General features: G+C 51.8%; 20 protein-coding genes. 10 read left to right on the forward strand and 10 right to left on the reverse strand.

The window, feature by feature from the left end:
* The first annotated feature begins 240 nt into the window (after window positions 1-240).
* The 5 genes from VB741_RS00090 to VB741_RS00110 all read left to right on the forward strand — a co-directional run bounded on the left by VB741_RS00090 (window position 241) and on the right by VB741_RS00110 (window position 4,855).
* Window positions 241-1,362 (forward strand): ABC transporter ATP-binding protein, encoded by a 1,122-nt coding sequence (locus VB741_RS00090; RefSeq protein WP_323363091.1) that lies wholly within the window; start codon window positions 241-243, stop codon window positions 1,360-1,362.
* Between the two features lie 147 nt (window positions 1,363-1,509).
* Window positions 1,510-2,652: an ABC transporter substrate-binding protein gene (locus tag VB741_RS00095; RefSeq protein WP_323363092.1), complete on the forward strand. Its 1,143-nt coding sequence runs from the start codon at window positions 1,510-1,512 to the stop codon at window positions 2,650-2,652.
* Window positions 2,653-2,702: 50 nt separating this feature from the next.
* Window positions 2,703-3,575 (forward strand): ABC transporter permease, encoded by an 873-nt coding sequence (locus tag VB741_RS00100; RefSeq protein ID WP_442786255.1) that lies wholly within the window; start codon window positions 2,703-2,705, stop codon window positions 3,573-3,575.
* Window positions 3,576-3,608: 33 nt separating this feature from the next.
* Entirely contained in the window at window positions 3,609-4,421 is an 813-nt protein-coding gene (locus VB741_RS00105; RefSeq protein WP_323363094.1) for an ABC transporter permease, read from the forward strand.
* Window positions 4,422-4,654: 233 nt separating this feature from the next.
* Window positions 4,655-4,855 (forward strand): hypothetical protein, encoded by a 201-nt coding sequence (locus tag VB741_RS00110; protein WP_323363095.1) that lies wholly within the window; start codon window positions 4,655-4,657, stop codon window positions 4,853-4,855.
* A gap of 9 nt (window positions 4,856-4,864) precedes the next feature.
* Here the strand turns inward: VB741_RS00110 and psb35 are convergent, their stop codons facing one another.
* The 5 genes from psb35 to petP form a co-directional block, all read right to left on the reverse strand.
* The gene (gene psb35, locus VB741_RS00115) at window positions 4,865-5,083 is read right to left on the reverse strand and encodes a photosystem II assembly protein Psb35 (RefSeq protein ID WP_323363096.1); all 219 of its coding nucleotides are present in this window, start codon (window positions 5,081-5,083) and stop codon (window positions 4,865-4,867) included.
* Between the two features lie 92 nt (window positions 5,084-5,175).
* The gene (locus tag VB741_RS00120; protein WP_323363097.1) at window positions 5,176-7,524 is read right to left on the reverse strand and encodes a transglycosylase domain-containing protein; all 2,349 of its coding nucleotides are present in this window, start codon (window positions 7,522-7,524) and stop codon (window positions 5,176-5,178) included.
* Window positions 7,525-7,692: 168 nt separating this feature from the next.
* Window positions 7,693-8,706: a chlorophyll synthase ChlG gene (chlG, locus tag VB741_RS00125; protein WP_323363098.1), complete on the reverse strand. Its 1,014-nt coding sequence runs from the start codon at window positions 8,704-8,706 to the stop codon at window positions 7,693-7,695.
* Between the two features lie 48 nt (window positions 8,707-8,754).
* On the reverse strand, window positions 8,755-9,849 hold the full coding sequence (locus tag VB741_RS00130; RefSeq protein ID WP_323363099.1) for a Get3/ArsA fold putative tail anchor-mediating ATPase NosAFP: 1,095 nt from the start codon (window positions 9,847-9,849) through the stop codon (window positions 8,755-8,757).
* A 140-nt stretch (window positions 9,850-9,989) separates the two neighbouring features.
* On the reverse strand, window positions 9,990-10,184 hold the full coding sequence (petP, locus tag VB741_RS00135) for a cytochrome b6f subunit PetP (protein ID WP_442786256.1): 195 nt from the start codon (window positions 10,182-10,184) through the stop codon (window positions 9,990-9,992).
* 169 nt (window positions 10,185-10,353) lie between these two features.
* Here petP and hisF point away from each other — a divergent pair, with 169 nt between their 5' ends.
* Window positions 10,354-11,115 (forward strand): imidazole glycerol phosphate synthase subunit HisF, encoded by a 762-nt coding sequence (gene hisF / locus VB741_RS00140; RefSeq protein WP_323363101.1) that lies wholly within the window; start codon window positions 10,354-10,356, stop codon window positions 11,113-11,115.
* 157 nt (window positions 11,116-11,272) lie between these two features.
* The gene (locus VB741_RS00145; protein ID WP_323363102.1) at window positions 11,273-11,578 is read left to right on the forward strand and encodes a hypothetical protein; all 306 of its coding nucleotides are present in this window, start codon (window positions 11,273-11,275) and stop codon (window positions 11,576-11,578) included.
* A 140-nt stretch (window positions 11,579-11,718) separates the two neighbouring features.
* On the opposite strand, the gene VB741_RS00150 is transcribed toward VB741_RS00145, so the two are convergent.
* Entirely contained in the window at window positions 11,719-12,366 is a 648-nt protein-coding gene (locus VB741_RS00150) for a peptidoglycan-binding domain-containing protein (RefSeq protein WP_323363103.1), read from the reverse strand.
* Window positions 12,367-12,581: 215 nt separating this feature from the next.
* On the opposite strand from VB741_RS00150, the gene VB741_RS00155 reads away from it, so the two are divergent.
* On the forward strand, window positions 12,582-13,406 hold the full coding sequence (locus VB741_RS00155; RefSeq protein WP_323363104.1) for a hypothetical protein: 825 nt from the start codon (window positions 12,582-12,584) through the stop codon (window positions 13,404-13,406).
* A 460-nt stretch (window positions 13,407-13,866) separates the two neighbouring features.
* Window positions 13,867-16,401 carry an HD family phosphohydrolase gene (locus tag VB741_RS00160; RefSeq protein WP_323363105.1) on the forward strand — a complete coding sequence of 845 codons (2,535 nt, stop codon included), beginning with the start codon at window positions 13,867-13,869 and terminating at the stop codon, window positions 16,399-16,401.
* Between the two features lie 18 nt (window positions 16,402-16,419).
* Here VB741_RS00160 and VB741_RS00165 read toward each other — a convergent pair whose 3' ends face one another.
* The 4 genes from VB741_RS00165 to amt all read right to left on the reverse strand — a co-directional run bounded on the left by VB741_RS00165 (window position 16,420) and on the right by amt (window position 22,102).
* Window positions 16,420-17,319 (reverse strand): metal ABC transporter permease, encoded by a 900-nt coding sequence (locus VB741_RS00165; protein WP_323363106.1) that lies wholly within the window; start codon window positions 17,317-17,319, stop codon window positions 16,420-16,422.
* Window positions 17,312-18,091 (reverse strand): metal ABC transporter ATP-binding protein, encoded by a 780-nt coding sequence (locus VB741_RS00170; protein ID WP_323363107.1) that lies wholly within the window; start codon window positions 18,089-18,091, stop codon window positions 17,312-17,314. The genes VB741_RS00165 and VB741_RS00170 overlap by 8 nt, the downstream gene beginning before the upstream one ends.
* Before the next feature lie 179 nt (window positions 18,092-18,270).
* Window positions 18,271-19,215, reverse strand: coding sequence for a metal ABC transporter substrate-binding protein (locus VB741_RS00175; RefSeq protein WP_442786252.1), 945 nt, complete (start codon window positions 19,213-19,215; stop codon window positions 18,271-18,273).
* A 220-nt stretch (window positions 19,216-19,435) separates the two neighbouring features.
* Entirely contained in the window at window positions 19,436-22,102 is a 2,667-nt protein-coding gene (amt, locus tag VB741_RS00180; protein WP_323363109.1) for an ammonium transporter, read from the reverse strand.
* 552 nt (window positions 22,103-22,654) lie between these two features.
* Between amt and polA the strand changes: the two genes are divergently transcribed.
* Entirely contained in the window at window positions 22,655-25,531 is a 2,877-nt protein-coding gene (gene polA, locus VB741_RS00185; RefSeq protein WP_323363110.1) for a DNA polymerase I, read from the forward strand.
* Window positions 25,532-25,771: the final 240 nt, after the last annotated feature.

The following is a 25,771-nucleotide window of genomic DNA, read 5'->3' on the forward strand; positions in this document are numbered from 1 at the left end:
GTGAGAAGGTTCAGCAATTACAGACGGATTAGCATGAGAGGATCAAACTAATATCAGGGTTAGTCTCCAAGCTGTGACCAGTTTAGCCCCTCGGACTAGATTCCCGCAGCAGGTAGAACCGTGACCATGCAATCTAAAACATGTTTCGGTGAACCCTTAGTACTAGATATTATTAATTGGGATTTGGATCAACTCCCCCTAAAATTAATGCAAACGGACCAATCACAAAGGTTGAATCCTATGGCTCAAACCATCTCTTCACCAACGGTAGACACCACCAAGGTATTGGACGTAGAACTCAAAAACATCGTCAAAACCTTTGGTGACGAGACGGCGGTCCAGGGCCTCAACTTACAAATTCAGCAGGGAGAGTTCTTTGGCATTCTCGGCCCCTCAGGCTGTGGTAAAACCACCACCCTCCGCATGATTGCTGGCTTTGAGAACCCCACCTCAGGAGAGCTAACCATCCAGGGACAGTCCATGAATGGCGTCCCCGCCCATCGCCGCTCGGTCAATACCGTGTTCCAGAGCTATGCCCTGTTTAACCACATGAGCGTATGGGACAACGTGGCATTTGGCCTCAAGGTAAAAAAAATCCCCAAGACTGATCTACGCCAGCGGGTGGGGGAAGCCCTCACGTTAGTCCAGATGGAAAGCTTTGCTAAGCGTTACCCCACCCAGCTCTCCGGCGGCCAGAAACAGCGAGTAGCCCTGGCCCGAGCCCTAGTCAATCGCCCCGCTGTGATGCTGTTGGATGAACCCCTGGGGGCCTTGGATTTAAAACTGCGCAAACAGATGCAGGTAGAACTGACGAACCTGCACCAGCGGCTGGGCATCACCTTTATCATGGTGACCCACGACCAGGAAGAAGCCCTATCCCTATCAAATCGCATTGCGGTGATGAAGGATGGGCAGATCGAGCAAGTGGGTTCCCCCAAGGAAATTTACGAGCATCCCAACACCGCCTTTGTGGCTGATTTTATTGGGGATACCAATCTACTATCAGGCCACATTCAGCAGCATCCTGGGACCCTGACCCTAGCTAGCGGACTGCAAATTGAGATTGCCCCCACTCAGTTAAACGATGGCAATCCGGCAGATATCAGCATTCGCCCTGAAAAAATCCAGCTCTTTGCCCAAGCCCAAACAACGCCACCAGGCCACCAGGCCAACCAGCATCAAGGGGAAGTTAAACACACCCTATATACAGGTCCCCATATTCATTGCATTATTGAATTAGCCACTGGGGAACAGTTACGCGTTCTGCAGCCCAACCACATCCGGTATCAACCCGGGGACAAGGTCTATGTGTCCTGGGCCGCTACCGACTGTCAGGTACTGGGGTCCCCCAGCCCCCCGTAATCAGCTCGCATCTACCACCGCCTAAAACGGTTATCACCCAGGGATCTGGCAGAAAGGATCAGCATGAACAAATTGCCATTTCCCAATCGCTTAAGGTCAGAAAGTGGCTTTAAACTATCAATGGTGTTTGCTTAGAGGAGAAAGACTGTGCCCCCCCGCCTATCTCGCAACTCATCGTTGCTAACCAATACATCCCGTCGTCGCTTCTTGCAGGGTTCTGCCGCTGTCCTCGCGGGAGTAAGCCTCTCAAACTGTCGCCGTACCATCGGTGAGGCCGAGACTACGCCCACTAGTGACCCCAAGGCCGCCGCCCCAGCATCGGGCGTCCTACACATTTACACCTGGGCCGACTACACCGACGATGAGCTGGCCGCACAGTTCACCGAGGCCACGGGCATCGAAGTCAAAATCGATGTCTACGATTCGAATGAAACTATGCTGGCCAAGATGCAAGCCGGGGGTGGTGCCAACTACAGTCTGATCTACCCGTCAGATTACATGGTCAGAGAAATGATTGGCCTAGACTTGCTGACAACCTTGGACAAATCTCGGCTCGTGGGCTTCGATAAAATCAGTGAGAAATGGCAAGATCCTGTGTACGATCCTGACAGTGCACACAGTGTTGCTTATAGCTGGGGCACAACAGGGCTGCTCTATAACTCCGAAGTACTGACAACCGCCCCCACCGATTGGGACTATCTCTGGGACAACCGCGATATACTATCTCGCAAAATGACCCTGCTCGATGACGTGCGGGAAACCATGGGAGCCGTGCTGAGTTCCTTGGGCTATTCCTACAACGCCACTGACCCGGCTGAACTCGAGGAGGCTTACCAGAGACTCCTCGAACTCAAACCCTCCCTAGCTTCTTTCAAATCCTTTGGCTGGCAAGACGAGCTGCTTGGCGGTGACTTGTTACTCTCCATGGTCTATTCCGTGGAAGGCATCCCAGTCAGCCTGGAAAATCCCACCTTTCAGTATGTGATTCCAGAAAGTGGGTCATCGGTGTGGACAGATACCATGGTCATTCCCACATCGGCTCCCAATGTGGATGCCGCCTACGAATGGATCAATTTCAATCTGCAGCCCAAGGTATCCCAGGAAACCGTAGAGCGGCTGTTCTTTGCCACCCCCAATAGTGAGGCCATGACCCTACTCTCCCAGGAGCTGTTGGACAACAAAAACCTGTTCCCGCCTGAAGAGTTGCTGGCCAAGTGCGAAGGCATTGGTCCGGTGGGTGAGGCCAGTGCTCTTTACGACGAGTATTGGACTCAGGTCACGAGTGCTTAGAACAGATGGATAAAGGCATTCGATCCACTACGGTCTTCCCCCATCCCTCGATGCTAGCCACCGTTGGCCGCACTTTAAAGGCGAGTATTGGGCCCCTAGGACTCTTGGGCCCAGCGGGAATTTGGCTGTTGCTACTCATGGTGCTGCCCACGTTGCTGATCTCCGAACTCAGCCTGGTGCCAGGGTTGAGGCCGGGGCAGACGATTGAGGGCTATGGCATACTCAACTACCTGAGGATTTTAGAACCGACTTATTTGCAGGTTTTACAACGCTCAGCCACCTTTGCCACGGGCACTACTTTGCTGTGTTTGGCCCTTGGCTTTCCCGTGGCCTATTGGTTGGCCCTGATGGCTCCTAAGCGCTGGCGAAATTTGCTGCTGGTGCTGTTTATTTTGCCTCTGTGGACATCGTCCCTGCTACGGACCTATGCCTGGATTACGCTGCTGCGATCCTCCGGAGTAATTAACTTGGTGTTGACCAGCCTGGGGCTGCCCCCCCAGGGATTGATGAATACGCCCTGGGCCGTCTATATCGGCATGACCTATAGCTTTTTGCCCTATATGGTGCTGATTTTGTACGCCTCCCTGGAGCGGCTCGATCTACAGCTGTTGGAGGCCGCCGCTGACTTGGGGGCAAATCCACGGCTGGCCTTTTGGCGGGTGACTGTGCCCCAAACCTTGCCAGGGATTGCGGCGGGTTGCCTGCTGGTATTTGTTACCAGCTTGGGGGATTTTGTGGTGCCCACCCTCCTGGGGGGCACCAGCAGCATGACCATTTCCCGATTGATCTACAACCAGTTTTTGGGGGTAGCTCGCAACTGGGGCTTTGGTTCGGCCCTGAGTATGGTGCTCATTTTGATGGTGAGCTTGGCGATCGCACTGCTGCTGAAATATGGCGATCGCAACCCCGATATTTATTCATAATTTACCCAGCACTAATATCCACCCAGAATGCCCATGGACCCTGCCCCTAGTCAGACTGAAAATTCATCCCGGAGGCTACGCATTTCATGGCAGGGAGCCCTAAGCCTGTTGATGTACGGATTTATGTACATCCCCATTATCGTTTTGGGTATTTACAGCTTTAATGAATCTCGCTATGGGTCAATTTGGAAAGGGTTTAGCCTCACCTGGTATCGCAAACTTTTGGGGGATGAGCGGCTGTTGTCAGCCCTGGGGGATAGCTTGACAATTGCCATCTGTGCAGTGTCGGTTTCTTCGGTCCTGGGCACCCTGATGGCAGTGGGTCTGGCGAAATATCGGTTCCCCGGCAAGTCGCTCTATGTCGGCATTTCCTATCTACCGCTGATCATTCCAGATATTGCGATCGCAGTCGCTACCCTAGTCTTCCTAGCCTCAGTCGCCATCCCCCTGAGCCTCTGGACCGCCATTGCCGCCCACATGGTCTTCTGCTTAGCCTACATTGCCATTGTGGTGTCTAGCCGTCTCAAGGGTTTAGATCCAAACCTGGAAGAGGCAGCATTAGATCTAGGCGCTACCCCCACCCAGGCCCTGTTAAAAGTATTAATCCCCCAGCTAGCCCCAGCCATTGTGTCAGGCTGTCTGCTCGCCTTTGTACTCAGCATGGACGACCTGTTAATCTCCAGCTTTACCGCCGGTGGAGCCAATCCCCTACCCATTGAAATCTTTAGCCGCGTTAAAACAGGCATCAAACCCGACATCAATGCTCTCAGCGTCTTACTGATCCTGGCATCCGGCTTACTTGCCTCCTGCTCAGAATATTTTCGCTACAAAAGCGAGCGCAGCTAAAGCTTCATTCATCTCGCCCCGATGAACAGCTCACGAGCATCAACTCATTTATGGTTGATGCTCTTTGACGCATTTAGGTAAGATCACTCAAAAAATGTGCCAACGATCACATCTTCAAGACCTCAGAATCACGGCAAAAGCCTTGCCCATAGACCATAGTAGGGATAAGCCATAAACGTTCTCTCCTCTGACTTTATGACTCACTTCCTGTGATTGTTCCTGGAGTAGACATCATGTTAAGCCACCCCCAAACGACTCAATCCTTAGACAGTCTAATGAGTTCGATCCTCAACCACCGTCGGATCACTCGAGAAACGCAGCGCATACTCATGCAATCTCTCCTAGGCAAAAATCAACTCAACCGCCAGGAACAAGAACAGGTTCAAAAAATCTTTGAGGGAATTACCCAGGGACGTTTACGGGTAATCGACTAAACCACCAGACTAATCTACATCCGTGGATGAATCAGCAGCATCCTTAGGCGTATCAACGTCAGGAATAAAATCGGGCCGAGCGGCATCTTCCCAACCGGGTGGACGCTTGGAGTTGTACCAGGCAAGGGAGCCAATGACGACCGCCGCAATAAAGCCCACGACGTATACCAGCTGAAAATAGTACATGGGAACGCCAGATGCACCGACTTCCCCAAAGAAAAATGCCATAAACGAGACTGTCCTGTTTTACTAATGGCTCACCTGGAAGAGTAAGCCCAACATTATTTGAGTGACTTATATAGTACGTGATTTACAGCGTCCTATTCTGCAGGTGGCCCTGAATCTACGGGTGCTGGCGCAGGGGCCACGGGTGCAGGGGCGGGCGCAGGGGCCACGGGTGCAGGGGCGGGCGCAGGAGCCACCGGTTCTGGCGCAGGAGCCACCGGTTCTGGGATAGAAGGAGCCACCGGTTCTGGCGCAACATCAGGAGCGGGAGCAGCAATGGGATCGGGGGAGGGAGCCGGTTCAGAGGGGGCAGAGCCACTACTGTTGGGTTGGGGCTCTGAAAATCGAGGCTCATCAGACCTGGGCTGGGCGGGGGCAGGCTCTGCCGGAGCCGGAGCCGGAGAGGAGCCGGAACTTTCAGGACGGAAGCTAGGTTCTTCCTCCTCAGAGTAGGTTTGGGAACTGCTACCCGCTTTGTCGGCCACAACTTTGCCCGGTTTAACGGGTTTGGCCTTAATGGAGCCTTTTCGACCCGATAGCCTTGGCAACTCTGGAAATCTTTCGACCGGCAAACCTTCGATAAACTGAGATACGAACTTACGCCAGGCATAGGCAGCCGTACTACTAGCCCCTCGGGTGGGGCTACTGTCGTCGTTGCCGAACCATATCCCTACCACCAGCTGAGGGGTAAAGCCAATGAACCACATGTCTCGATTTTTCTCAGAGGTGCCGGTTTTACCAGCCACCTGGCGACCACTAATGTAAGCGTTACTGCCAGTTCCCCCTTCCACCACGCTGCGTAGCATCCAGGCCATAATGGCGGCGGAGTCTGCATCAATTGCCTGCTTGGGTTCATCGGCAAACTCATAAAGCACCTTACCAGAGCGATTGGTAATGCGTTTAATCCCGTGAGCTTCAACATGCTTACCCTTGGCGGCAAAGGTGCCGTAGGCATTGGTGAGTTCTAGCAGGTTGACTTCCGAAGCCCCCAGGGCCAGGGAATAGGCAGGTAGTAAATCTGACTTGATACCCATGCGCTTGGCCATGGCGATAACGGGTTCAAAGCCAACTTCTACTAGCACTTTGACCGCCACAATATTGATCGACGAGGCTAAGGCCTGTCTCAGCTCCACATTGCCCCGATAGTTTTTTCCGTAATTTTCGGGCTCATATCCATCCACCACATAGCGGGCATCCACATAGTTTTGGTAGGGAGAAGTACCACTTGCAATCGCAGTGCTATACACAAAAGCCTTAAATGTCGATCCTGGCTGACGCTGGGCCTGAGTCACCCGGTTGAACTGACTCTCCTCAAAGTCCGTTCCCCCCACCATGGCATGCACATGACCGGTTTTCGGATTCATCGCCACAATCGAGCCCTGCTCAAACCGTTGCCACCCACCGTACTCCTCCAGCACTTCCTCCAGGGTGGTTTCCGCTGCCCGCTGCCACTTAGGCTTCAATGAGGTTTCCACAATCAGTCCCCCCGCCTCAATCTCATCCGCCGAGATCAGTTCCGGCAGCTGCTTTTGCACATAGATGGTGAAGTAGGGAAACTCACTGTACAAAAACTTCGGCTCATTCGGGGTTGTCGCCACATCACTCTGATAGGCCGTACTGGCTTGGGACTCAGAAATGACCCCATTTTCCAGCATCCGACTGATCACCTTATCCCGTTGCACTCGGGCAGCCTCTTCATCCACCAACGGAGAGTAAAGACTAGGTGCCGGTGCCATGCCCGCAATCAGGGCAATTTCTGCTACCGTCAGCTTTTCCACTGACTTGCCAAAGTAGATCCAGGCAGCATCGGCCACACCATAGGCCCCGGCACCCAGATACACCAAATTCAGATAGCGCTCTAGGATCTTTTCCTTACCCAGTTCTTCCTCTAATTTGTTGGCCAGCAGGGCCTCACGAAACTTGCGCTGAAAACTCCGATCCTGATCCAAAAATACAATTCTGGCTAACTGCTGGGTAATCGTACTGGCCCCTTCCACCAGATCACGATTGCGCAGATTGGAATACATGGCCCGGGCAATCCCCTTATAGTCAATGCCCGCATGCTCATAAAAGCGACGATCTTCCGCTGCAATAAACCCTTGCACCAGGGTGTCCGGCATGTCATCAAAGTCAAGATATTCCTGGGTCGCTGGCCCAATCTTTTGCAGCACGCTGCCGTTGTCGTCTTTGATAGTAATGGTGCCTGTCCGTTCAAATGTCAGAGCATTAGACACATCAGGTAGTTTGGCATTCGCCTCCAACCAAAAGCGATAGCCACGGGTTAATGGCCCCGCTAAACCGACACCCACCAGTAGGGTCAGCCAAAACAAAACAGTCCTGTACAGTGGCTTGGGCAGATTCTCCTTCACGCCCGAGGCAGCAGCCGAGCCAGGAACCTTACCCGTAGACCCATACTGCTTTAATTTACCAATCCAATTAGCCACGTTAAAGAAACCCTACTACCCATCATGCTCGAAACGGTTCACTCATTAATCACCGAGACTTCATTCATTAACGGTGATTAAGTCTGATAGATACCCACACCTGAAACTAATCAGCAGCTCGATTGAGATATCTTGCACATACCTCCAAAAAGGCTATCAGAATCTGTCCTAACTCACCAAATAATCGGTATGTCCCAAGGCTAGCCCCAAAATCAACATACCAATTACTAAAAAGGGTTGCGCACTTGCCTGATATTTCACATCGTTAGTCAGGGGATCCCGTAAAAAATACATGTCCTGAAACGTTATTTGCGGAATAATCATCAGAATCAATAAGACCGCATAGAGGTTTTTATGGATGACCATCAGGTAGACCGCCATGCCCGCCTGAAAAATGTCGATCATCAAGACGCAGATCCACGCCGCTGTCCCCACCCCAAACATAACGGGCAGGGATTTTAGACCGAGGGCCTCATCCCCTTCCACACTCTTAAAATCATTCACCACGGCAATACCTAAGCCCGCCATGCTGTAGAGCAAGGTGAGGACAATCACCGTGGGATTGAGTTGACCAAATAGGGCATGGCCAGCCCACCAGGGCAAGGCAATATAGCTGGCTCCTAGGGCATAGTTACCCAGCCAACCATTTTGCTTCAGCTTGAGGGGTGGAGCAGAGTAAATATAGGAAACTAAGGAGCCCCCGAGGGCTAGGGCCGTCAACATGGGGAAGTCATGCTGAGCCCAACGGTCTAAACCATAGGCAACCCCAATGCCACCGAGCAACAACACCCAAATTTGCACCTGCACCTGCCCCAGACCAATGGCTCCCGAAGGAATCGGGCGATAGGGCTCATTGATGGCATCCAGATCACGATCGTAGTAGTCATTGATGGTCTGGGTGTAGCCAGTCAGCAACGGCCCCGCCATCAACATGCAGGCAAAGGCGGCCACGACATGATCAACGCTCCACACAAAATAGCCTGAGGAGGCTGCCCCGCAGAGCACACCCCAGATTAAAGGGATCCAGGTGATGGGCTTCATCAGCTGCAGGCGAATTTTCCAAATGGAGGTTTCCCCATCGGCAGCACCTTTCATGCCCAAAAGCTGACGGGCCTTGGAGCCTTCTGACACTGGCAGGGCATCGTCGGGCTTGGAGTTAACTGGGGAGGGATTATCAGCCATGGACTTCCAAAATTGGTAAAGGATTTCTAGGGGCCACGAAAACAGCCCTTAGCCAAAGGACAGGATGAGATAACCGGATTGAAACTTAGCACCGGTCACAGAACGCCCCTGCAAAGTCTTAGGTAGGGTTAAGTTCCGGCGTTGGTCCCCGGCCTCAATGGTGACCTCCGGACCATACTGGGTGAGCTGAATCTGCTTTTTATCCAGGCTGGGTAAAAATAGACGCACAGTATTAGTGGCCAAGTCGATTTCCACCGGCGCTGGCGCTGATGGAGCAGCGACATAGTCTGGCAAGGATGCCATCAGCGACTGCCAGTCCCCTATGGGGGCAGGTAACACATACACAGGCAAGGGTTCAAAGTCTTGGCTCTTAGCGGGGGACCGATTGAGCAGCACCCCAGCTACTGTCAGTTCTATTTGCTGGGCCGCGCCCCACAAGTAGCGGGCGGTGGCGATCTCGATATCATTATTACTGGACACCAGATAGGCTCGCACCCGCATGGGATCCTTCACCGCCGCAATCCCTTGTCCGACGAGCCCAGTGCTTTGCTGCACTTCGGGCTGATTGAATAGGTCCCCAGAAAGCCCCTTACCACCGCTGAGCACGGCTCCGGCTAGGGGCTGCACAAAGGGCATCACGGCTTTAGAAAATTGGGAGGCCTGAAATACTTGCTTAAAGCGCCGGAAATACCAGTCTATGCCGGCGGGCATGCCCCACATGCGCAGGCTAGCCTGATTTCCAGGTCCGTCATGGACAATCACGTCGTAGTCACCACTGGCATCATATTCCCGCAGTGCATTCAAGGTCAGGGCCTGATCCATCCCTGGTAGCAGACTGAGTTCTTGACCGTACACCGCCTTAAAGAATGGGTCCCGCAGATATTCGGCCTCTAGTTTTTTCAATTGCTCCCAGTTTTGTTCTAACAGTTGAGCAAACTTGAGCTGCAAACACCATAAGTTGCTGCCTAATGGGGTTGGGATAGAAGCGACCTCATGCCCCAACAGCAGACCAAACCCAGGGCCAGCATCTTCCGTCACCAGTAACACCCGCTGGCCTTGGGCCGATAGCTTTTTGGCAGTTGCGATCGCACAGGTCGAACGACCACTCCCCCCTTTACCCAAAAACGTCAGAATTAAAGCCATCAGTGACCAGCCAGAAAATTAGCAAACAAATAGCCCCTAATCACAGCAAAGAGCACCCCTAAGATGGAGTGCCTTAACTGGAATGCCTGAACCAGCAGCAGCTCTAGGAAACAGCCCCTAGGCAGAAATCTTCCCACGGGTCAACTAACCTGCTTCAGCTCGTCCTCAAAAAACCAGCTAGAAAACTTATCGGAAAACTCCACCACAAGACCAACACCACTACCATCCACCATCTTGAACTGGGTAACCATCCCCTCCTGCCCCAAACGCTTAGCAATAGCGTCCGAAACCCGGTCCCTGACACGTACTACCTTTACCTTTTGCCCTACATCCAACGCCATGCTCCAAGGTCTCCTTGCTAAATCAAATGACTTAAAATATTAAGAATTAAAACCAATCCTCAGTTTATCAGTGTCTTGCTCTTTGTAAGCTATCCTAAAGAACTGTTGCTGGATGTATACCAGCCGCCCTTATTTATGTAATCCCCATCTTTCCTCAATCCCTATGTTGGCCAAGCGAATTCTGCCCTGCCTCGATGTCAAAGCAGGTCGAGTAGTCAAAGGCATTAATTTCGTAGAACTAAAAGATGCCGGTGATCCCGTAGAACTAGCCCAGGCCTACAACCAAGCCGGAGCAGATGAGCTGGTATTTTTAGATATTACGGCCACCCACGAAGACCGCAGCATCATCTTTGATGTGGTACACCGCACCGCTGAACAAGTATTTATTCCTCTCACCGTTGGGGGTGGCGTCAGCTCCATTGACACCATCAAACAGCTCCTACGGGCGGGCGCGGACAAAGTTAGCATTAATTCCGCCGCCGTTCACAACCCTGACTTTATCCAAGCCGCTAGTCATCGCTTTGGCAGCCAATGTATTGTCGTGGCCATTGATGCCAAACGTCGTTCCAATGGCTCAGGCTGGGATGTCTTTGTCCGGGGTGGTCGAGAAAATACCGGTTTAGACGCCATTGAATGGGCACAAAACGTCGTCGCCCGCGGCGCAGGTGAATTACTCATCACCAGCATGGATGCTGATGGCACCAAAGCCGGATACGACCTAGAACTCACCCGCACCATCGCCCAGGCCGTCGAGGTTCCCGTCATCGCCTCCGGCGGAGCTGGCACCTGTGAACACATCCATGCCGCCTTAACCGACGGTCATGCAGAAGCCGCGCTACTGGCATCCCTGTTACATTACGGCCAGCTAACGGTGGCAGAAATCAAAGCCTATTTGACCCAGCAGCGGGTTCCCGTTAGACCCTAACAACAAACCTACCTAAGACTATGTATAGATAGCTCTGACCAAGAGCATTGAATTCTTAAAACACTACTGCTAATTCAGAGCCGTTTTATGATAGCTCTGTTACAGTATGTGAAAGATAGTCGAGATTCTTTAAGATCTGTCTTTTGTATTTTTATCGATGACTTTTTTAATCATAGCCATCGTTGCTGGTTTAGTTATATGGGCCCTCCGCCTGATGGATCGGGCCTTAGTCAGTCAGGAATTTTCCCTGATGCTTGCAGGCTTTCTAGTGGCTTCTTCGGCAGCGGCCATTGTGGGCGTTTACTTCTTGATGGGCGACTACATGATGTATATGAATCAAGGTGAGTTCACATACCAGGACCAGTACTCCTCTGAATTCATCATTTTAAATGAACAAGTATCCTCAGATCAGCTCCTGGATAGTGGATTACTCACCTTCGATCTGGCCAATCTTCCCGAATAATCGCCCATACCTTAAGCTCCATAGATTAACTAGTGGCCCTGGGCAATTTTGCCCAGGGTTTGCTATTTTGTGCCCATAGTTCGCACCCTAACGGATGGCTATGTTCTGGGCTTGTCCCCTACTTTGGCCAGACTTCTGAACTATTGCAGGAGTTTTTGCCATGTGGCGGCACCAACGATGCCATCCACCCCTAAGCCAGCCTGACGCTGAAAGTTTTCCACCGCTCGCTGGGTTTGGGAACCAAAGACACCATCAATCGGCCCCGTATAAAAATTGAGCGCTGACAGTCGCCGCTGTAATTTACTGACATCAGCCCCAACATCATCTAGCCGCAAAACTTGCAACTCTCCTGCCGTACCGGATGCTGGTACATTCCTTGGGGTCTGTGTCCTGGAAGTCTCTGCGCTTGGGCTGCCAGCCCCACCGGAGGAAGATGGACCAGGTAAAAGGGGCTCCTGAGGTTCAGTCAGAACAGCTGGTGTAGGTAAGAGTCGCCGCCAAGTTGCAGGACCAACAATCCCATCGGCCTCTAGTCCTGCATCAGTTTGAAATTGACGAACTGCTGCCATGGTGCCCTGCCCATAGGTGCCATCCACAGCACCAGAGTAGTAACCCATCAGAGCCAACATCGCCTGCAGCTCCTTAACACTAGAGTCGGTACTTCCCAATACCAAAACCCCCTCCGCCTGAGCCAGTACCCTAGGTTTAGGCGACCCAGCCCTGAAGGGATCCGCAGACAAATCAGCCGGTGTCACCGGTGCTGTTACAGCCAGTGCAGGTGTCACCATAATCCCCGACACCGCGGCTAAAGACCAGAGAGGAAAGATCGGATATGAGCCCCAACGTTTCATGTAACAAAAAATCCTATTTTTGGCATGAGCATCGGCCATTGTGGCCTGACACCCAGCTCAAGCCAACCATAAAGATGGCACAGCATGGCTATGGAGTCCAGATAAATTGAGATTTGTAGTGATGTTTCTTGATAGTTGTAGTTAGTCAAACCATGGTCACTCTTTCAACCGCCGATAGGTTCCTGGGCAGCCTACTGGGAACCTACCTAGGGCATAGCTATGTCAATCAGCACCCATGGAACTGCCTCCAGACTAAGGACAGCCAACTCTATCAGTCATGGCTACAGGATATGCAACAGGACCCGCCACCGGGGCCAACGGGATTAGATTTCAGTCCTGCGATCGCATTGCCCTGGTTTTTATATCACCACGCTGACCACCGCACCCGCCATGGCTGGATCGCCCAAACGCTGGCGGCGGATGCCTTACCCCAAGCTAGTCATGCCACTGTACTGATGTATTGTCTGGGGGATAGTTTAGAGTGGCTCATGCAATGCCCTCGCACCGTTCAACACCCGCTGCCCTTGCTGTGCGAACACCTTCAGCGGCAAATCCCCACTTACCCCCCAGGGGTTGTCTCCCAGGTGAACCAGCTGATTGCTTGGCTGGCCCCCGAGCCAGCCAAGCAATCAGCCATACTATCGCCCTCCACGGCGACGAGTCCTTTACATAGCATTAGCCCCTTAGAGGCTGACGTCCCCATGGCGGCTATGGCATTAGCCATCAGGCAATGTCTGAACTACCGAGAAAACCTGGCGTTGGCATTAACCGGTCAGTCAGGACAACCGATCCCTACCATCATCGGCTGTTTAATGGGGGCATGGGGTGGCGCAGCCGTTATTCCAACGCCATGGATCATGTCCCTATCCCCTGAATCTAGACAGCACCTCCGCCATATAGTTCAGCATCTTTATCGTCACTGGGCTGGGATCCGCTGCCTGGGAAACACCGCCGAAACCCTGCCCCTAGATTTATAGGATTTGGTCATGCTCAAAATTGAACTGGCTATAATAGAAGGATAGGTACGCTAAGCATCTCCCAACACTATCAGCCGATTAAGAGGCCGTGGATAAGAAGAGTGATACGCTAAAGCGACTGCTGTAATCATGCTCAACAGACTGTGGAACCAGCGAACCGCAGTACTGTTATCAGTATATTTTTAGGCGTGGATTTTGGGATGTAGGTGAGCTTTTTCAGGCTCTGCCTAGATTTAGGATCTAGGCGAATCCGTAGAACACCACCCATACCTTCAATAGGTTGTTACCCCTAATAACCTCAAGCATTGAAGTTCGTTTTCCAAGACATCTAGGGTATGACCAGGGACATCACAATCTTCCCTTTAACCTTAAAACCAGTGTCTAGTGCTATCAGGCAGTTAGCTCAAGGATATTATCCATCCATTGAGCACCATGACAGCCTGAATTATTGAGGCTTTTCATGCAGTCGGTGACATTCATGGTCAAAGGAATTTGGCAACGTTTGCGTACTTCGGTCGGCTGGTGCAAAGATCAGTTGCCTGAACTCTCTACATCTATACAGCAAAAGTCCAACACAGCCATCCGTCAGTCTACCCGGTCAGGAAAGCATGCAACGGATTTATATGTTGTTTCGCGTCATACGCCCTTCAACCAAACTCAGGTAGCCATTGTACTCACGGTTTTGCTCCTGACGTCGTTCCTTGGTCAAAGATTTTATAATCAACCCTCCCTGACTGTGGGCACCATAGCAGCCGATAATTTTATCGCCCCCTACGATGCCACCCTGCCGGACATGATCACCACTGAAGAAAACCGTCAGGCGGCGCGCAGTGGTTCGATTATTATTCTCCAAATTGATCAAGAAAAAACCCAGGCAATCCTGGAGGAAGCCAACGGAATTTTAGGCCAGGGTAGCAGCCTACGGCAGCAAGCGGGCGCTATTCCCTATTTGTCCACAGCTCAACTATCTAGTAAAACCCAGCAATACTTACGGCAAGCCCCCGCCAAAGATTGGGAGGAACTCTGGCAGTTAGCCCAGCGGTCAGATCTGACTACCAGCATTCTAAAGGGTGGGGGCAAGGGTTCGGCCCAGGGACAAATTAAGTCCTTAGGCACTGATCAGCGCATTGCCCTGGAGGAGTTAGTGCGTCTCCGGGAGCGGGTGTCCCGCCAGACGATGACAGCCGTTCGCAGCCAAGTGGAGGCTAACCGCCAAAAATATATAACGACCAAACCTCAGCTACAGCATCTGACGACTCGCAATGGGTTACAGCCTTTAGATCCTCGACTATTTGATTTGAGTGATGCTGATTGGTTAGCCGTCCAAGCCACTAGCCGCTTGGTGTTAAACCGCATGTTAACCCAGGGTATTCATGCCGGCATGCCAGCTGATTTATGGCAAAAAGCGATTGAGAGCCAGCTGCAAGGGGCGTTACAACTTAAAACTCCAGCGCATCTCAATCGCGATGAGCTGCTCGCTCAAGAGACGACAGCGAAGGAGATTGTAGCCCAAATTGTCGGTGCTGTTTTACAGCCTAACCTGATTGAAGACCAAGAACAAACCAGACTACGGGCAGAACAGGTGGAAAATGAGGTTGAAACCGTAACCGTATCGATTGAGCGGGGTGACGCCATTGTGAATGAGGGCGAAAGCATTAGCCAAGGTGACTTTGTTTTACTCGATCACTTTAATCTCACCCAGCGGCGGTTTAACTGGCTAGGGTTTTCGGGTTTTGGGGTTTTAGTCAGTTCCGGCGTTGGCGCATTGCTATGGATTGATCATTGGCAAGCGGGCGGCCTCCGCCAGCGCGATCATTTACTGGTGCTGTGTCTGATTATGGGTGTAGCGGCGCTGATGGCGCTGAAAATAGCTGGGTTGGGACTGCCTGCAGTCGGTCTATTACTGGGTAGTTTTTACGGCTATATTTTGGCAACGGCCACCATTGGCCTGTTAGTCGTTCTTTTGCCTGTGGGGGGCTCGGTGGCAGTGTTACCCCTCTGTGCGGCAGCCTGTGCGGCCCTAGTGGGGGCTTGGATTGCGCCTCGGTTGCGATCGCGCGAAGAATTTGCCCTCCTAGGAGGCGTGGTGGGCCTGACCCAAGGCCTTGTCCACTTGGTCCTCACCCTCATGTTTAACAGTGTGGCCGCCTCGGTGTGGTACACCGTCATCCGCGACTCAGCCTTATTTGGCGTCTATGGCATCGCCTGGAGCATTGTGGCCCTAGGGGTGAGCCCCTATCTAGAATCCTTGTTTGATGTGGTCACCCCCATTCGCCTCGCCGAGCTGTCAAACCCCAACCGCCCCCTGCTAAAACGACTGGCCGCAGATGCCCCCGGCACCTTTCAGCACACCATGTTTGTGGCCAACCTGGCGGAAGCCGCAGCCCGTGCCCTGGGCCACAATGTGGAGCTAGTGCGGGCAGGCACCCTGTATCACGACATTGGTAAAATGCATGATCCCCTGGGGTTTATTGAAAACCAGATGGGGGGACCCAATAAGCACGACTTGATCAATGACCCTTGGGTCAGTGCAGACATCATCAAAAAGCACGTCACCGAAGGGTTGGTCATGGCGAAAAAACATCGCTTACCGAATGCAATCCAGGCTTTTATACCTGAGCACCAAGGGGCGATGTTAATTAGCTATTTTTACTACCAGGCCCAGGAAATCGCTAGCGAAAATCCTGAGATGGAAGTCAAAGATGAGGATTTCCGCTACGCTGGCCCCATTCCTCAATCACCGGAAACGGGCATTGTCATGCTGGCCGACTCCTGTGAAGCCGCGTTGCGATCGCTCCACCCCGAAGCCTGTGCTGAAGACGCCTACGCCATGGTAAACAAAATCCTGCGGGCCCGGTGGAAGGAGCAACAGCTAATCGATTCTTGCCTCACCCGTAAGGATATGGATGTGATTGCCAATGTATTTGTCCAGGTATGGCAGCAGTTTAACCATAAACGCATTGCCTATCCGAAGGGGGGGTTTACCGCCAAGTAGGCGGCATTTAGTCAGGGTTCACTGCCCTAAAGGTATTCGACGCCTGAGTTTCTGGCTAATAACGCCGTACTTGGGGGCGCAGAACATGGCGATGGCAAACAGGATAGTCATGAGCACCACGATGCTGCCACCGGTGGAAACGTCCAGGTGATAGCTGAGGTAAGTCCCTAGGACACAGGAAATAACGCTGGTCGCCACGGAAATAACCAGCATATGGTCAAAGCGATCGGTGAGTAGATAGGCTGTGGCTCCTGGGGTGACGAGCATGGCTACCACCAGCACAATCCCAGCGGTTTGCAACGCCGTGACGATGGTGAGGGCCAGTACTGACAGCAGCGTGTAGTACATCAGCTGGGTATTGAGGCCAATGGCCTTGGCATGGTTGGGGTCAAAGCAAAACAGCAGCAGATCTTTGCGGCGAAACAAAATGATGGCCAGCGTAGCTCCCCCGGCAATAAAGGTTTGAATAATATCTGACTGGGAAATCCCCAGCACATTGCCAAACAAAATGTGAAACAGGTCCACGTTGCTCGGTATTTTTGTCGCCAGGACTAACCCAAAGGCAAAAAATCCGGTAAAAATCACTCCGATGACAGCATCTTCCTTCAGGCGGGTTTGGGATTTGACATAGCCAATCATCACCGTCGCCCCAAACCCAAAGGTAAACGCCCCAACGGCAAAGGGTAAACCCAAGGCATAGGCCACCACCACACCGGGGACTACCGCATGGGAAACGGCATCCCCCATAAGGGACCAGCCCTTAAGGGTGATGTAGCAGGACAGTACGGCACAGACAACACCGACAAAGGCACTGACCCAAATGGCCTTGACCATGAACCCGGCCTGCAGGGGTTCGATTAACCATTGCCACAGGGGACCGAGCAGGCCCAACACAGGCAAGGTGGCTAAATTATTCATGGTGCCCCTGGAAACGGGACTGGAGCTGGGGCAAACTGCTGAGGGGCAGACCGCCAAAGGTCATGGAGAGGTTTTCTTCGGTAAAGGTTTCGGCGGTTGTGCCTTGGGCCAGGATGGTGCGGTTGAGCAGGATGGTGCGATCGCAAAACGTAGAAATTGACGCCAAATCGTGGGTGGACACCAAAATCGTATGCCCCTCATCCCGCAACTGCAGCAGCAGATTCACCATCCGTTTTTCCGTTTTCACATCCACCCCCGTAAAGGGTTCATCCAGCAAAATTACCCGGCTATTTTGCGCCATGGCCCGCGCCAAGAACGTCCGCTTTTTCTGACCGCCCGACAGTTCACCGATTTGGCGCTGGCCAAAGTCCGTCATGCCCACCCGCGCTAAACTTTCCGACACCTGCCGCCGATCCTCACGGCCCGGAATGCGCAGCATATTCATATGGCCATAGCGACCCATCATCACCACATCCGCCACACTCACCGGAAAGTTCCAGTCCACATCATCCGCCTGGGGCACATAGGCCATCAGCTGACGTTTTTGCGCCATTTTTACCGACAGACCATCAATGTGGACCCGGCCTTGATCAGGGTGTATAAACCCCATAATGGTTTTGAACAGGGTGGATTTACCCCCACCGTTGGGACCGACCAGTCCGGTAATGGTACCGGGCTGAACATAGCAACTGGCGTTGTAGAGCGCCAGATGGGCGTTGCTGTAGGTAACGCTGATGTTTTCGACAGTGATGCCAAAGGTGTCTGATCGCATCGTGGGATAGGGGGTAGAGGAAGAGAGACAGTAAGGTCTCAGGTTTTGTATAAAACTTTAAAGTCTGCGCTTATCCCCTCCAGGGAGGGGTGCCGGAGGCGGGGTGGGTCTCTTGAGCGCCAGCAACCCACCCCGTAGACCTTCCCTGGATGGGAGAGGTGTTGGTAAATTGCCAAACATCATGGTGATAGCAGCCCCTCGCTAATCACCTGAGCGTCATATTCCAGCAGGTCAAGAAATGTCGGCACGGGGCCATCCGCCGTAGACAGCGAGTCCACATATAAACTGCCGCCAAACTTAGCTCCGGTAGCGCGAGCTACTTCCTGCTGACCTTCGTCACTGACGGTGCTTTCGCAAAAAACTGTAGGAATGTTGTGGGCTCTGACCTGCTCGATCACCTCCTGAATCTGCTTGGGGGTGGACTGCTGCTCGGCATTGATAGGCCAAAGGTAGACTTCTTGCAGGTTGTAATCGCGGGCCAAGTAGGAAAATGCGCCTTCGCAACTGACTAGATAGCGCTGGTCTTCGGGTACCTGGGCCAGGTTTGTCTGTAGCTGTTGATCAATCGACTGCAGCTGTTGACTATAGGCAGCAGCGTTAGCGTTATAGGTTGCTGCGTTTTCAGGGTCGAGCTCCACAAACGCCTGGCGAATGTTCTCTACATATATCAGCGCGTTTTTGGGGGACATCCAGGCGTGGGGATTGGGCTTGTCGGCGTAGGGGCCGGTTGCGATCTCAACCGGCTCAATCCCCTCCGTCAAAACTACCGACGGCACCTCCTGCACATTGCCCAAAAACTGCTCAAACCAGCGCTCCAGCCCCATGCCGTTATAGAGAATCAACTCCGCCTGCTGCGCCTTGACCAAATCACTGGGCGTAGGCTCATAGCCATGGATTTCCGCCCCAATGCGGGTAATAGACTCCACCTGCAGCTCATCCCCCGCCACATTCTGTGCCATGTCCGCCAAGATCGTAAACGTTGTCAATACAACTTTTTCCTTACCTGGAGTCGAGTTTTCAGATGAGGGCAAACTTTGTCCACACCCCACAAGGCCCACCAGCAAAGCTATGGCCGATAGCAAAAACCTCGGTTTAACTTGCTTGAATGCTGCCGACACTGCCATTTCATAATCGTTTCATTTTTCATAATTATCTCATAATTGCAGGGCGATGGGGGAATATGCAGCTTAAAATCTGCTTAGACCTGTTTCACCGTGGCTATGCCTGGTCTGGAGCTAAGGTTTACGCCAGGGAGCTTCCACAAGTCAATTCGCCACGTTCACCCCGAGCAACGCTGCCGACGATGGCTTACCCAGCGACTATCCGATGGAGGTAGGGGGATTTTTAGACTGACTGGCCCATAGAGTTGGATTCGGCTGGTTTTGAAGAGGTTGGAGGGTGCGATCGCACCCTCAGACTTTTAGGCACAACAATCGTAAAACTAGTCCCCCAACCTAATACAGACTCACAAATCAGCTCACCACCATGCTGCTCCACAACGATTTGATAACTGATCGCCAACCCCATTCCAGTTCCCTCACCGACGGGCTTCGTCGTAAAAAAAGGCTCAAAAATTTGCTGCTGTAAAGCCTTAGGAATACCAGGACCATTATCAGCAATCGTAATGGCAATACAGTCTGGCCGATCCTCCGTTTTAATCGTAATTTTGCCCGCTTCGTGAGTCCCCAATACATCAATTGCATTATTCAATAGATGCAAGAAAACCTGATTCATCGCCCCGGCATAACATTGAATCCTTGGCAACGTGCCATAGCGCTTATCCAGCAGAATCTTAGGCCGTCTAGAAGTGACATTCAATCGATGAGTGAGCATCATCAAGGTATTGTCCAAATCTGAATGAATATCGACAGTTTTGGCCTCTGATTCATCAAATCGGGCAAACTTTCTTAAGGACTGCACAATATTACGAATGCGCTCTGTCCCCGTGGTCATCGAAGCAATCAATCGGGGAAAATCTTGCCGAATAAACTCCACATCGGCATTATCAACATCAGTTTGCGCATCAGGTGGCAAATTAATGGACTGTTTCTGATAGTGACTAATCACCAGCAGTAAATCATCAACGTACTGCATCGCATGTTCAAGATTGCCATAGATAAAACCCACAGGGTTGTTAATCTCATGGGAAATGCCAGCCACTAACTGCCCTAAGCCCGCCATTTTTTCGCTCTGCAATAACTTAGCCTGGGCCGACTTCAACTCATTTAATGCTTGTTTCAGTTGACTCGCCGTTCTGCGGGCCTCTAGTTCCGACGACATCAGAGCCGCCTCTGCTGCCTTACGATCCGTAATGTCTCTCACCATAATGGTCAAAAAGTTTTCGGACCTTAGTTGGGAAGCCATCGCGGAAACCTCAATGGGAAACCGTCGCCCACCCTGATGTATTCCCATGGCGACATAGGCTGCCCCTGTAGAGCAACCATGGTCCAAAAATTGTTGTAGAGATTGAAAAGCCACATCCTGGGATTGGGCCAAGTCTGTTTCCATCAACTCAGTCAGGGGCTGCCCAATCGGCTTTAACCAGGGGGAGCCAAAAATTGTTTCAACCGCCGGATTCGTACTCCGAACAACCAAGGTCCTAGGATCAACCGTCAAAATACCATCTGCAGCCGTGGTGATAATGGCATTTGTTCTAGCCGTGGACCGCTCTAATGCGTCAACCACCTGGTTATACCACCGGCTAATCTGACCAATTTCCGTCAATGCGCTAGCCGTTGCTATGCGTCGCTGTAAGTTCCCAGTGCGCGCATGGATTTGCATGGTTGCAAACAAATTTTGAAACTCATTCTGTGCCCCATGCTCTGACACGTTTAACCCGACATACTCTTCCCGATGGGATACCCGTAGCAACCCATACTTCTTGAGCAGGACTACAGCCAGTAACGTGACGGTAAAGGCCCATAGTCCACAAGCCAAAACCCCTGACACTTGGACCAAAAACTGATCCCAACGGCTCAACCCAGTTCCCAATCGGTCTAAATCACCCAATAATGCGACGGCCAGGGTGCCCCAAATTCCTGGGCCAAGGTGTACGGGAATAACCCCCACAGCATCGTCAACTTGAAGATTATCCAATAGGGTATCCACTGCTACCATCACAATGCCCCCGACACTACCAATGACCACCGCACCACCGATGGACACCGCATGACAACTGGCTGTAATTGACACTAGGCCAGCCAAGCTACCATTCATCACTGATTTAAAGGGGATATGACGCTTTTGGGCAATTAAGGACCATATCAGGGCAGCCATCAGACCTGCAGATCCGGCCATCAGAGTATTGACTAAAATTCTGGGTACCTGCTCATTAAAGGCAAAGGTGCTGCCACCATTGAACCCAAACCAACCAAACCACAGCAATAGCGCACCTAAAAACGCTAAAGGTAGATCTGAACTGGGTGCTTGTTGCTTGAAGTTTTGTCGAGAAAAACGACCCAGGCGCGGTCCAATCACCACCAAGGCAGCCAGAGAAATCCATCCCCCCAAACTATGGACTACGGTGGAACCGGCAAAATCTACAAAGCCCTTTTGATCTAGCCAACCAGTCGTCACAGTGTGATCTGGAACGCCCCAAACCCAATGACCAAAGACGGGATAGATAAAGCCAGATATCAGTACCGTAAGCAACAAATATGCCCTAAAGGTCATGCGCTCAGCCACTGCACCGGACAGGATCGTAACGGCAGTGCTGCAAAACATGGCCTGAAATAGAAAAAAGATAATGGGCCAACTACCAACCTGGTCAAACTCAGGCAAAAAGTCACTAAAGCCCCACCAGCCGTAGACAGATGTCCCAAACATCAATCCATAGCCAAAAGCCCAAAACACGAGGACTGAAAGGCCCAGATCAGAAATATTTTTGAGGGCGACGTTAATATTATTTTTGCGCCGAGTAGACCCGGCCTCAACACATAGAAACCCGGCTTGCATCAAAAACACTAGGCTGGCACTCACAATCACCCAAAGTTCATCTAATGACATTGGCATGATGGTTCAGTCTCATAGACATACAGTTACTCAACTCGCCCTCAAACGCTGCTAGTCCGGAGACTTAACGATCCCTTGATACATCTGGTGGAGTTGCAAGCGCCTCTAAGCGGGTTTCCGCCACACAATCCACCCTAAAATTGTCAGTGCAGATAATCCTGATACCGCGTCACCCCATGGCATCCGGACAAACACCAGCAGCCCTCTGACAATTTAATCAACTTAAAGCTGCCTCAAGAGTGCCCATCAATCGCCCTTAGCTCGCTTGGGTTCTTCGACTAGAAACCGAGTTTTGTGCTGTAATACGGTCTTAAGTCGTTAAAATCGGTCACTTATGTGGTGCATTATTGAGCCCCAGCTATATTTTGCACAGATTTGCCATCTAAGACTTCGTAAATGCGCCCAAGGCAATCATCAAACGTACCTAACAGCAAAGAATAGCAGGTCGATAATTGCAATATTGCGGCATCAGCGTTCATAGCTTAATCAGAAAAACTACAGTTCTGGCAGTGGACAAGGTTTAATTAAAAAGCTGCATTGGCGACACGTGTTTTGAGTTCTGACAGACCCACCCTCCTAATCATCGACGGTCATTCCCTGGCGTTTCGCTCCTACTACGCCCACGCCAAAAGTCGCGATGGCGGCCTGCGCACATCGACAGGGATTCCCACCAGCGTGTGCTTTGGCTTTCTCAAGTCCATGAGCGACATGATGGTGGTCGAAAAACCTGACTATGCAGCCGTCGCCTTTGACCTGGCCGAGCCCACCTTTCGCCACGAAGCCGCTGAAAGCTACAAAGAAGGCCGACCGGAAACACCGGAAGACTTCATTGAGGATGTGGAAAACCTCAAGGAGCTGCTGGCAGGATTCAAGCTGCCCATTTTGACAGCGCCTGGGTTTGAAGCGGATGACGTCATCGGTACGCTGGCGATCAAAGCCGAGCAAGAAGGGTATGCGGTACGCATTCTCAGCGGGGACCAGGACTTATTTCAACTAATTGACGATAACGAGCACATCAAGGTCTTGCATCTGGGCAGCACCTTTGGCCGCACCAATGGTTTGGCGAAGGAGTTTGGGATTCAAGAAGTCGAAGAAAAGCTGGGGATTAAACCAAACCAGGTCATTGACTACAAAGCTCTATGTGGTGATACGTCGGATAATATTCCTGGCGTACGGGGTATTGGTAAAAAAACTGCTATTAAACTACTGACAGACCATCAGACCCTAGAAGGGGTCTATGCTGCCCTGCCCGAGATGAAGGGGGCCATTAAGCAAAAGCTAGAGGCCGGCAAAGCCGATGCAGAACAATCTAAGTACTTAGCCACCATCGTCACGGATATGGAACTGACTGTGGAGCTAGCAGACTGCAAGCTGGAAGGCTTTGATGAAGGGGAAGTAATTCCGCTGCTCAAGCACCTAGAATTTCAGCACTTTATGAACCGTCTCGGTCAGTTGCAACAAGCCTTTGGGGGTAAGGCAACAGCCACAGCTAAGAGCGTTGCCTCACCAGTTGAGGATGCAGAAACAGCCTTTTTCACAGCGGAAGAAACTGACACTGCCAGCACAGTAAAAGAGATGGCGATTAAGCCTCTGGTCATTACCACAGCTGAGCAGCTGCAGACATTGGTAGTCACGTTGAAGTCCCACACCGATCGTTCTAAACCAGTGGCCTGGGATACAGAAACCACATCCCTTGAACCGATGGATGCGGACTTGGTGGGTATTGGCTGCTGCTGGGGCGCTGGTCTGGAGGACCTGGCCTATATTCCCGTGGGCCATGAAGTGGGGGAACAGCTGCCTCTAGCGGATGTATTGAATGCGCTGAAGCCCATTTTGGAAAGTACTGACTATCCGAAGTCACTGCAAAATGCTAAGTACGACCGGGCCGTTCTGAAACGTCAGGGGATCGACCTAGGTGGGGTGGTATTTGACACCATGCTGGCTAGCTATGTACTCAATCCTGAAAACAGCCATAACCTGACGGATCTATCGCTTCGCTACCTGAATCTGGCAGCCCAAAGCTATGGCGACTTGGTGCCCAAGGGTAAGACGATTGCGGAAATTGCTATAGATCAGGTGGCGGTTTATTGCGGTGGGGATGTTCATGCCACCTATCGGTTGGTACCCATTTTGCAGGCTGAGTTAAATGCAGTGAATGCCCTTGCCACCCTATTCCGCGACATTGAAGTCCCCCTCGAAGCGGTCCTCGCCGATATGGAATCCATCGGCATCCGCATCGATGAAGCCTTTCTCCACCATTTTTCAGAACAGTTGGAAGCCGATCTTTACGAACTACAAATCCAAGCCTACGACTATGCCGGCGAAGAATTTAACCTCAGCTCCCCCAAACAGCTCAGCGTTCTGCTGTTTGAGACCCTCGGTCTGAGCACCAAGAAAACCCGCAAAACCAAAACCGGCTACTCCACCGATGCCTCTATCCTGGAAAAACTCCAGGGCGACCACCCTGTGGTGGACTGCATTGTTAACCATCGCACCTTATCTAAACTAAAATCCACCTATGTTGATGCTCTGCCAAAGCTAGTTCGAGCTGACACGGGTCGGGTCCATACGGACTTTAACCAGGCGGTCACCGCCACTGGTCGCCTATCATCCTCCAATCCCAACCTGCAAAATATTCCAATTCGCACTGCCTTTAGTCGCCAAATTCGTCAGGCGTTTCTCCCCCAAGAGGGCTGGTTGCTGGCCGCCGCCGACTACTCTCAAATTGAGCTCCGGATTCTCACCCACCTCAGCGGCGAGTCAGTCCTCGTCGATGCCTATCGCACTGGCCAAGATGTCCATCGTCTCACTGCTCAACTGTTATTGGACAAAGAGGAGGTCACCTCCGACGAGCGGCGCATGGGGAAAATCATCAACTTCGGCGTTATCTATGGCATGGGTGCCGTGCGCTTTGCCCGAGAGATGGGGGTGAGCCGCATCGAGGCAAAATCCTTTATCGATAAATTTAACCAGCGCTATTCGCGGGTGTTTGAGTATTTGCAGCAAATGCAGCGAGAAGCTGTTGCCCATGGGTATGTGGAAACCATCCTGGGTCGGCGTCGGTATTTCAACTTTGCCAGTAATAGTTTGAAACCGTTAAAGGGGAAATCCCCTGACGAGATCGATCTAGATAATTTACGCCCCGGTGGCTATGATGCCGGTCTATTAAGAGCGGCAGCCAATGCACCGATTCAAGGCTCGAGTGCTGACATCATCAAAATCGCCATGATCCAGCTCCATGAAATCCTCAAGGGATATCAAACAAGGCTGTTATTACAGGTCCATGACGAACTGATTTTTGAAATCCCCCCGGATGAATGGCCGGAGCTGGAGGCAAAAATTGCAACGACTATGGAGTCCGTTGTGAAGTTGTCAGTGCCTTTGAAAGTAGAAATCAATGCTGGAAAGAATTGGATAGATGCAAAATAGCCTTCTGAATAGCACTCTTCAGTAAAAAAACGCTCTCCCCCAAAAGGTAGATCAGTATTTTCACGGGCATATCCAATCATAGATCCAGTATCTCGACTTAGGTGATCGCGGAACCATCATGTCTCGATGGCAAAGATCCCCGACGATATGCCCAATATCTACGCATCAACGGCATCCAGACAATGATTAGGCTCCCACATCAAAATACCTTGATTCAGTAAAACTACTAGTTTCATAGGC

This window comes from Leptothoe sp. PORK10 BA2, assembly GCF_034932105.1.
Classification (GTDB): Bacteria; Cyanobacteriota; Cyanobacteriia; order Phormidesmidales; family Phormidesmidaceae; genus Leptothoe.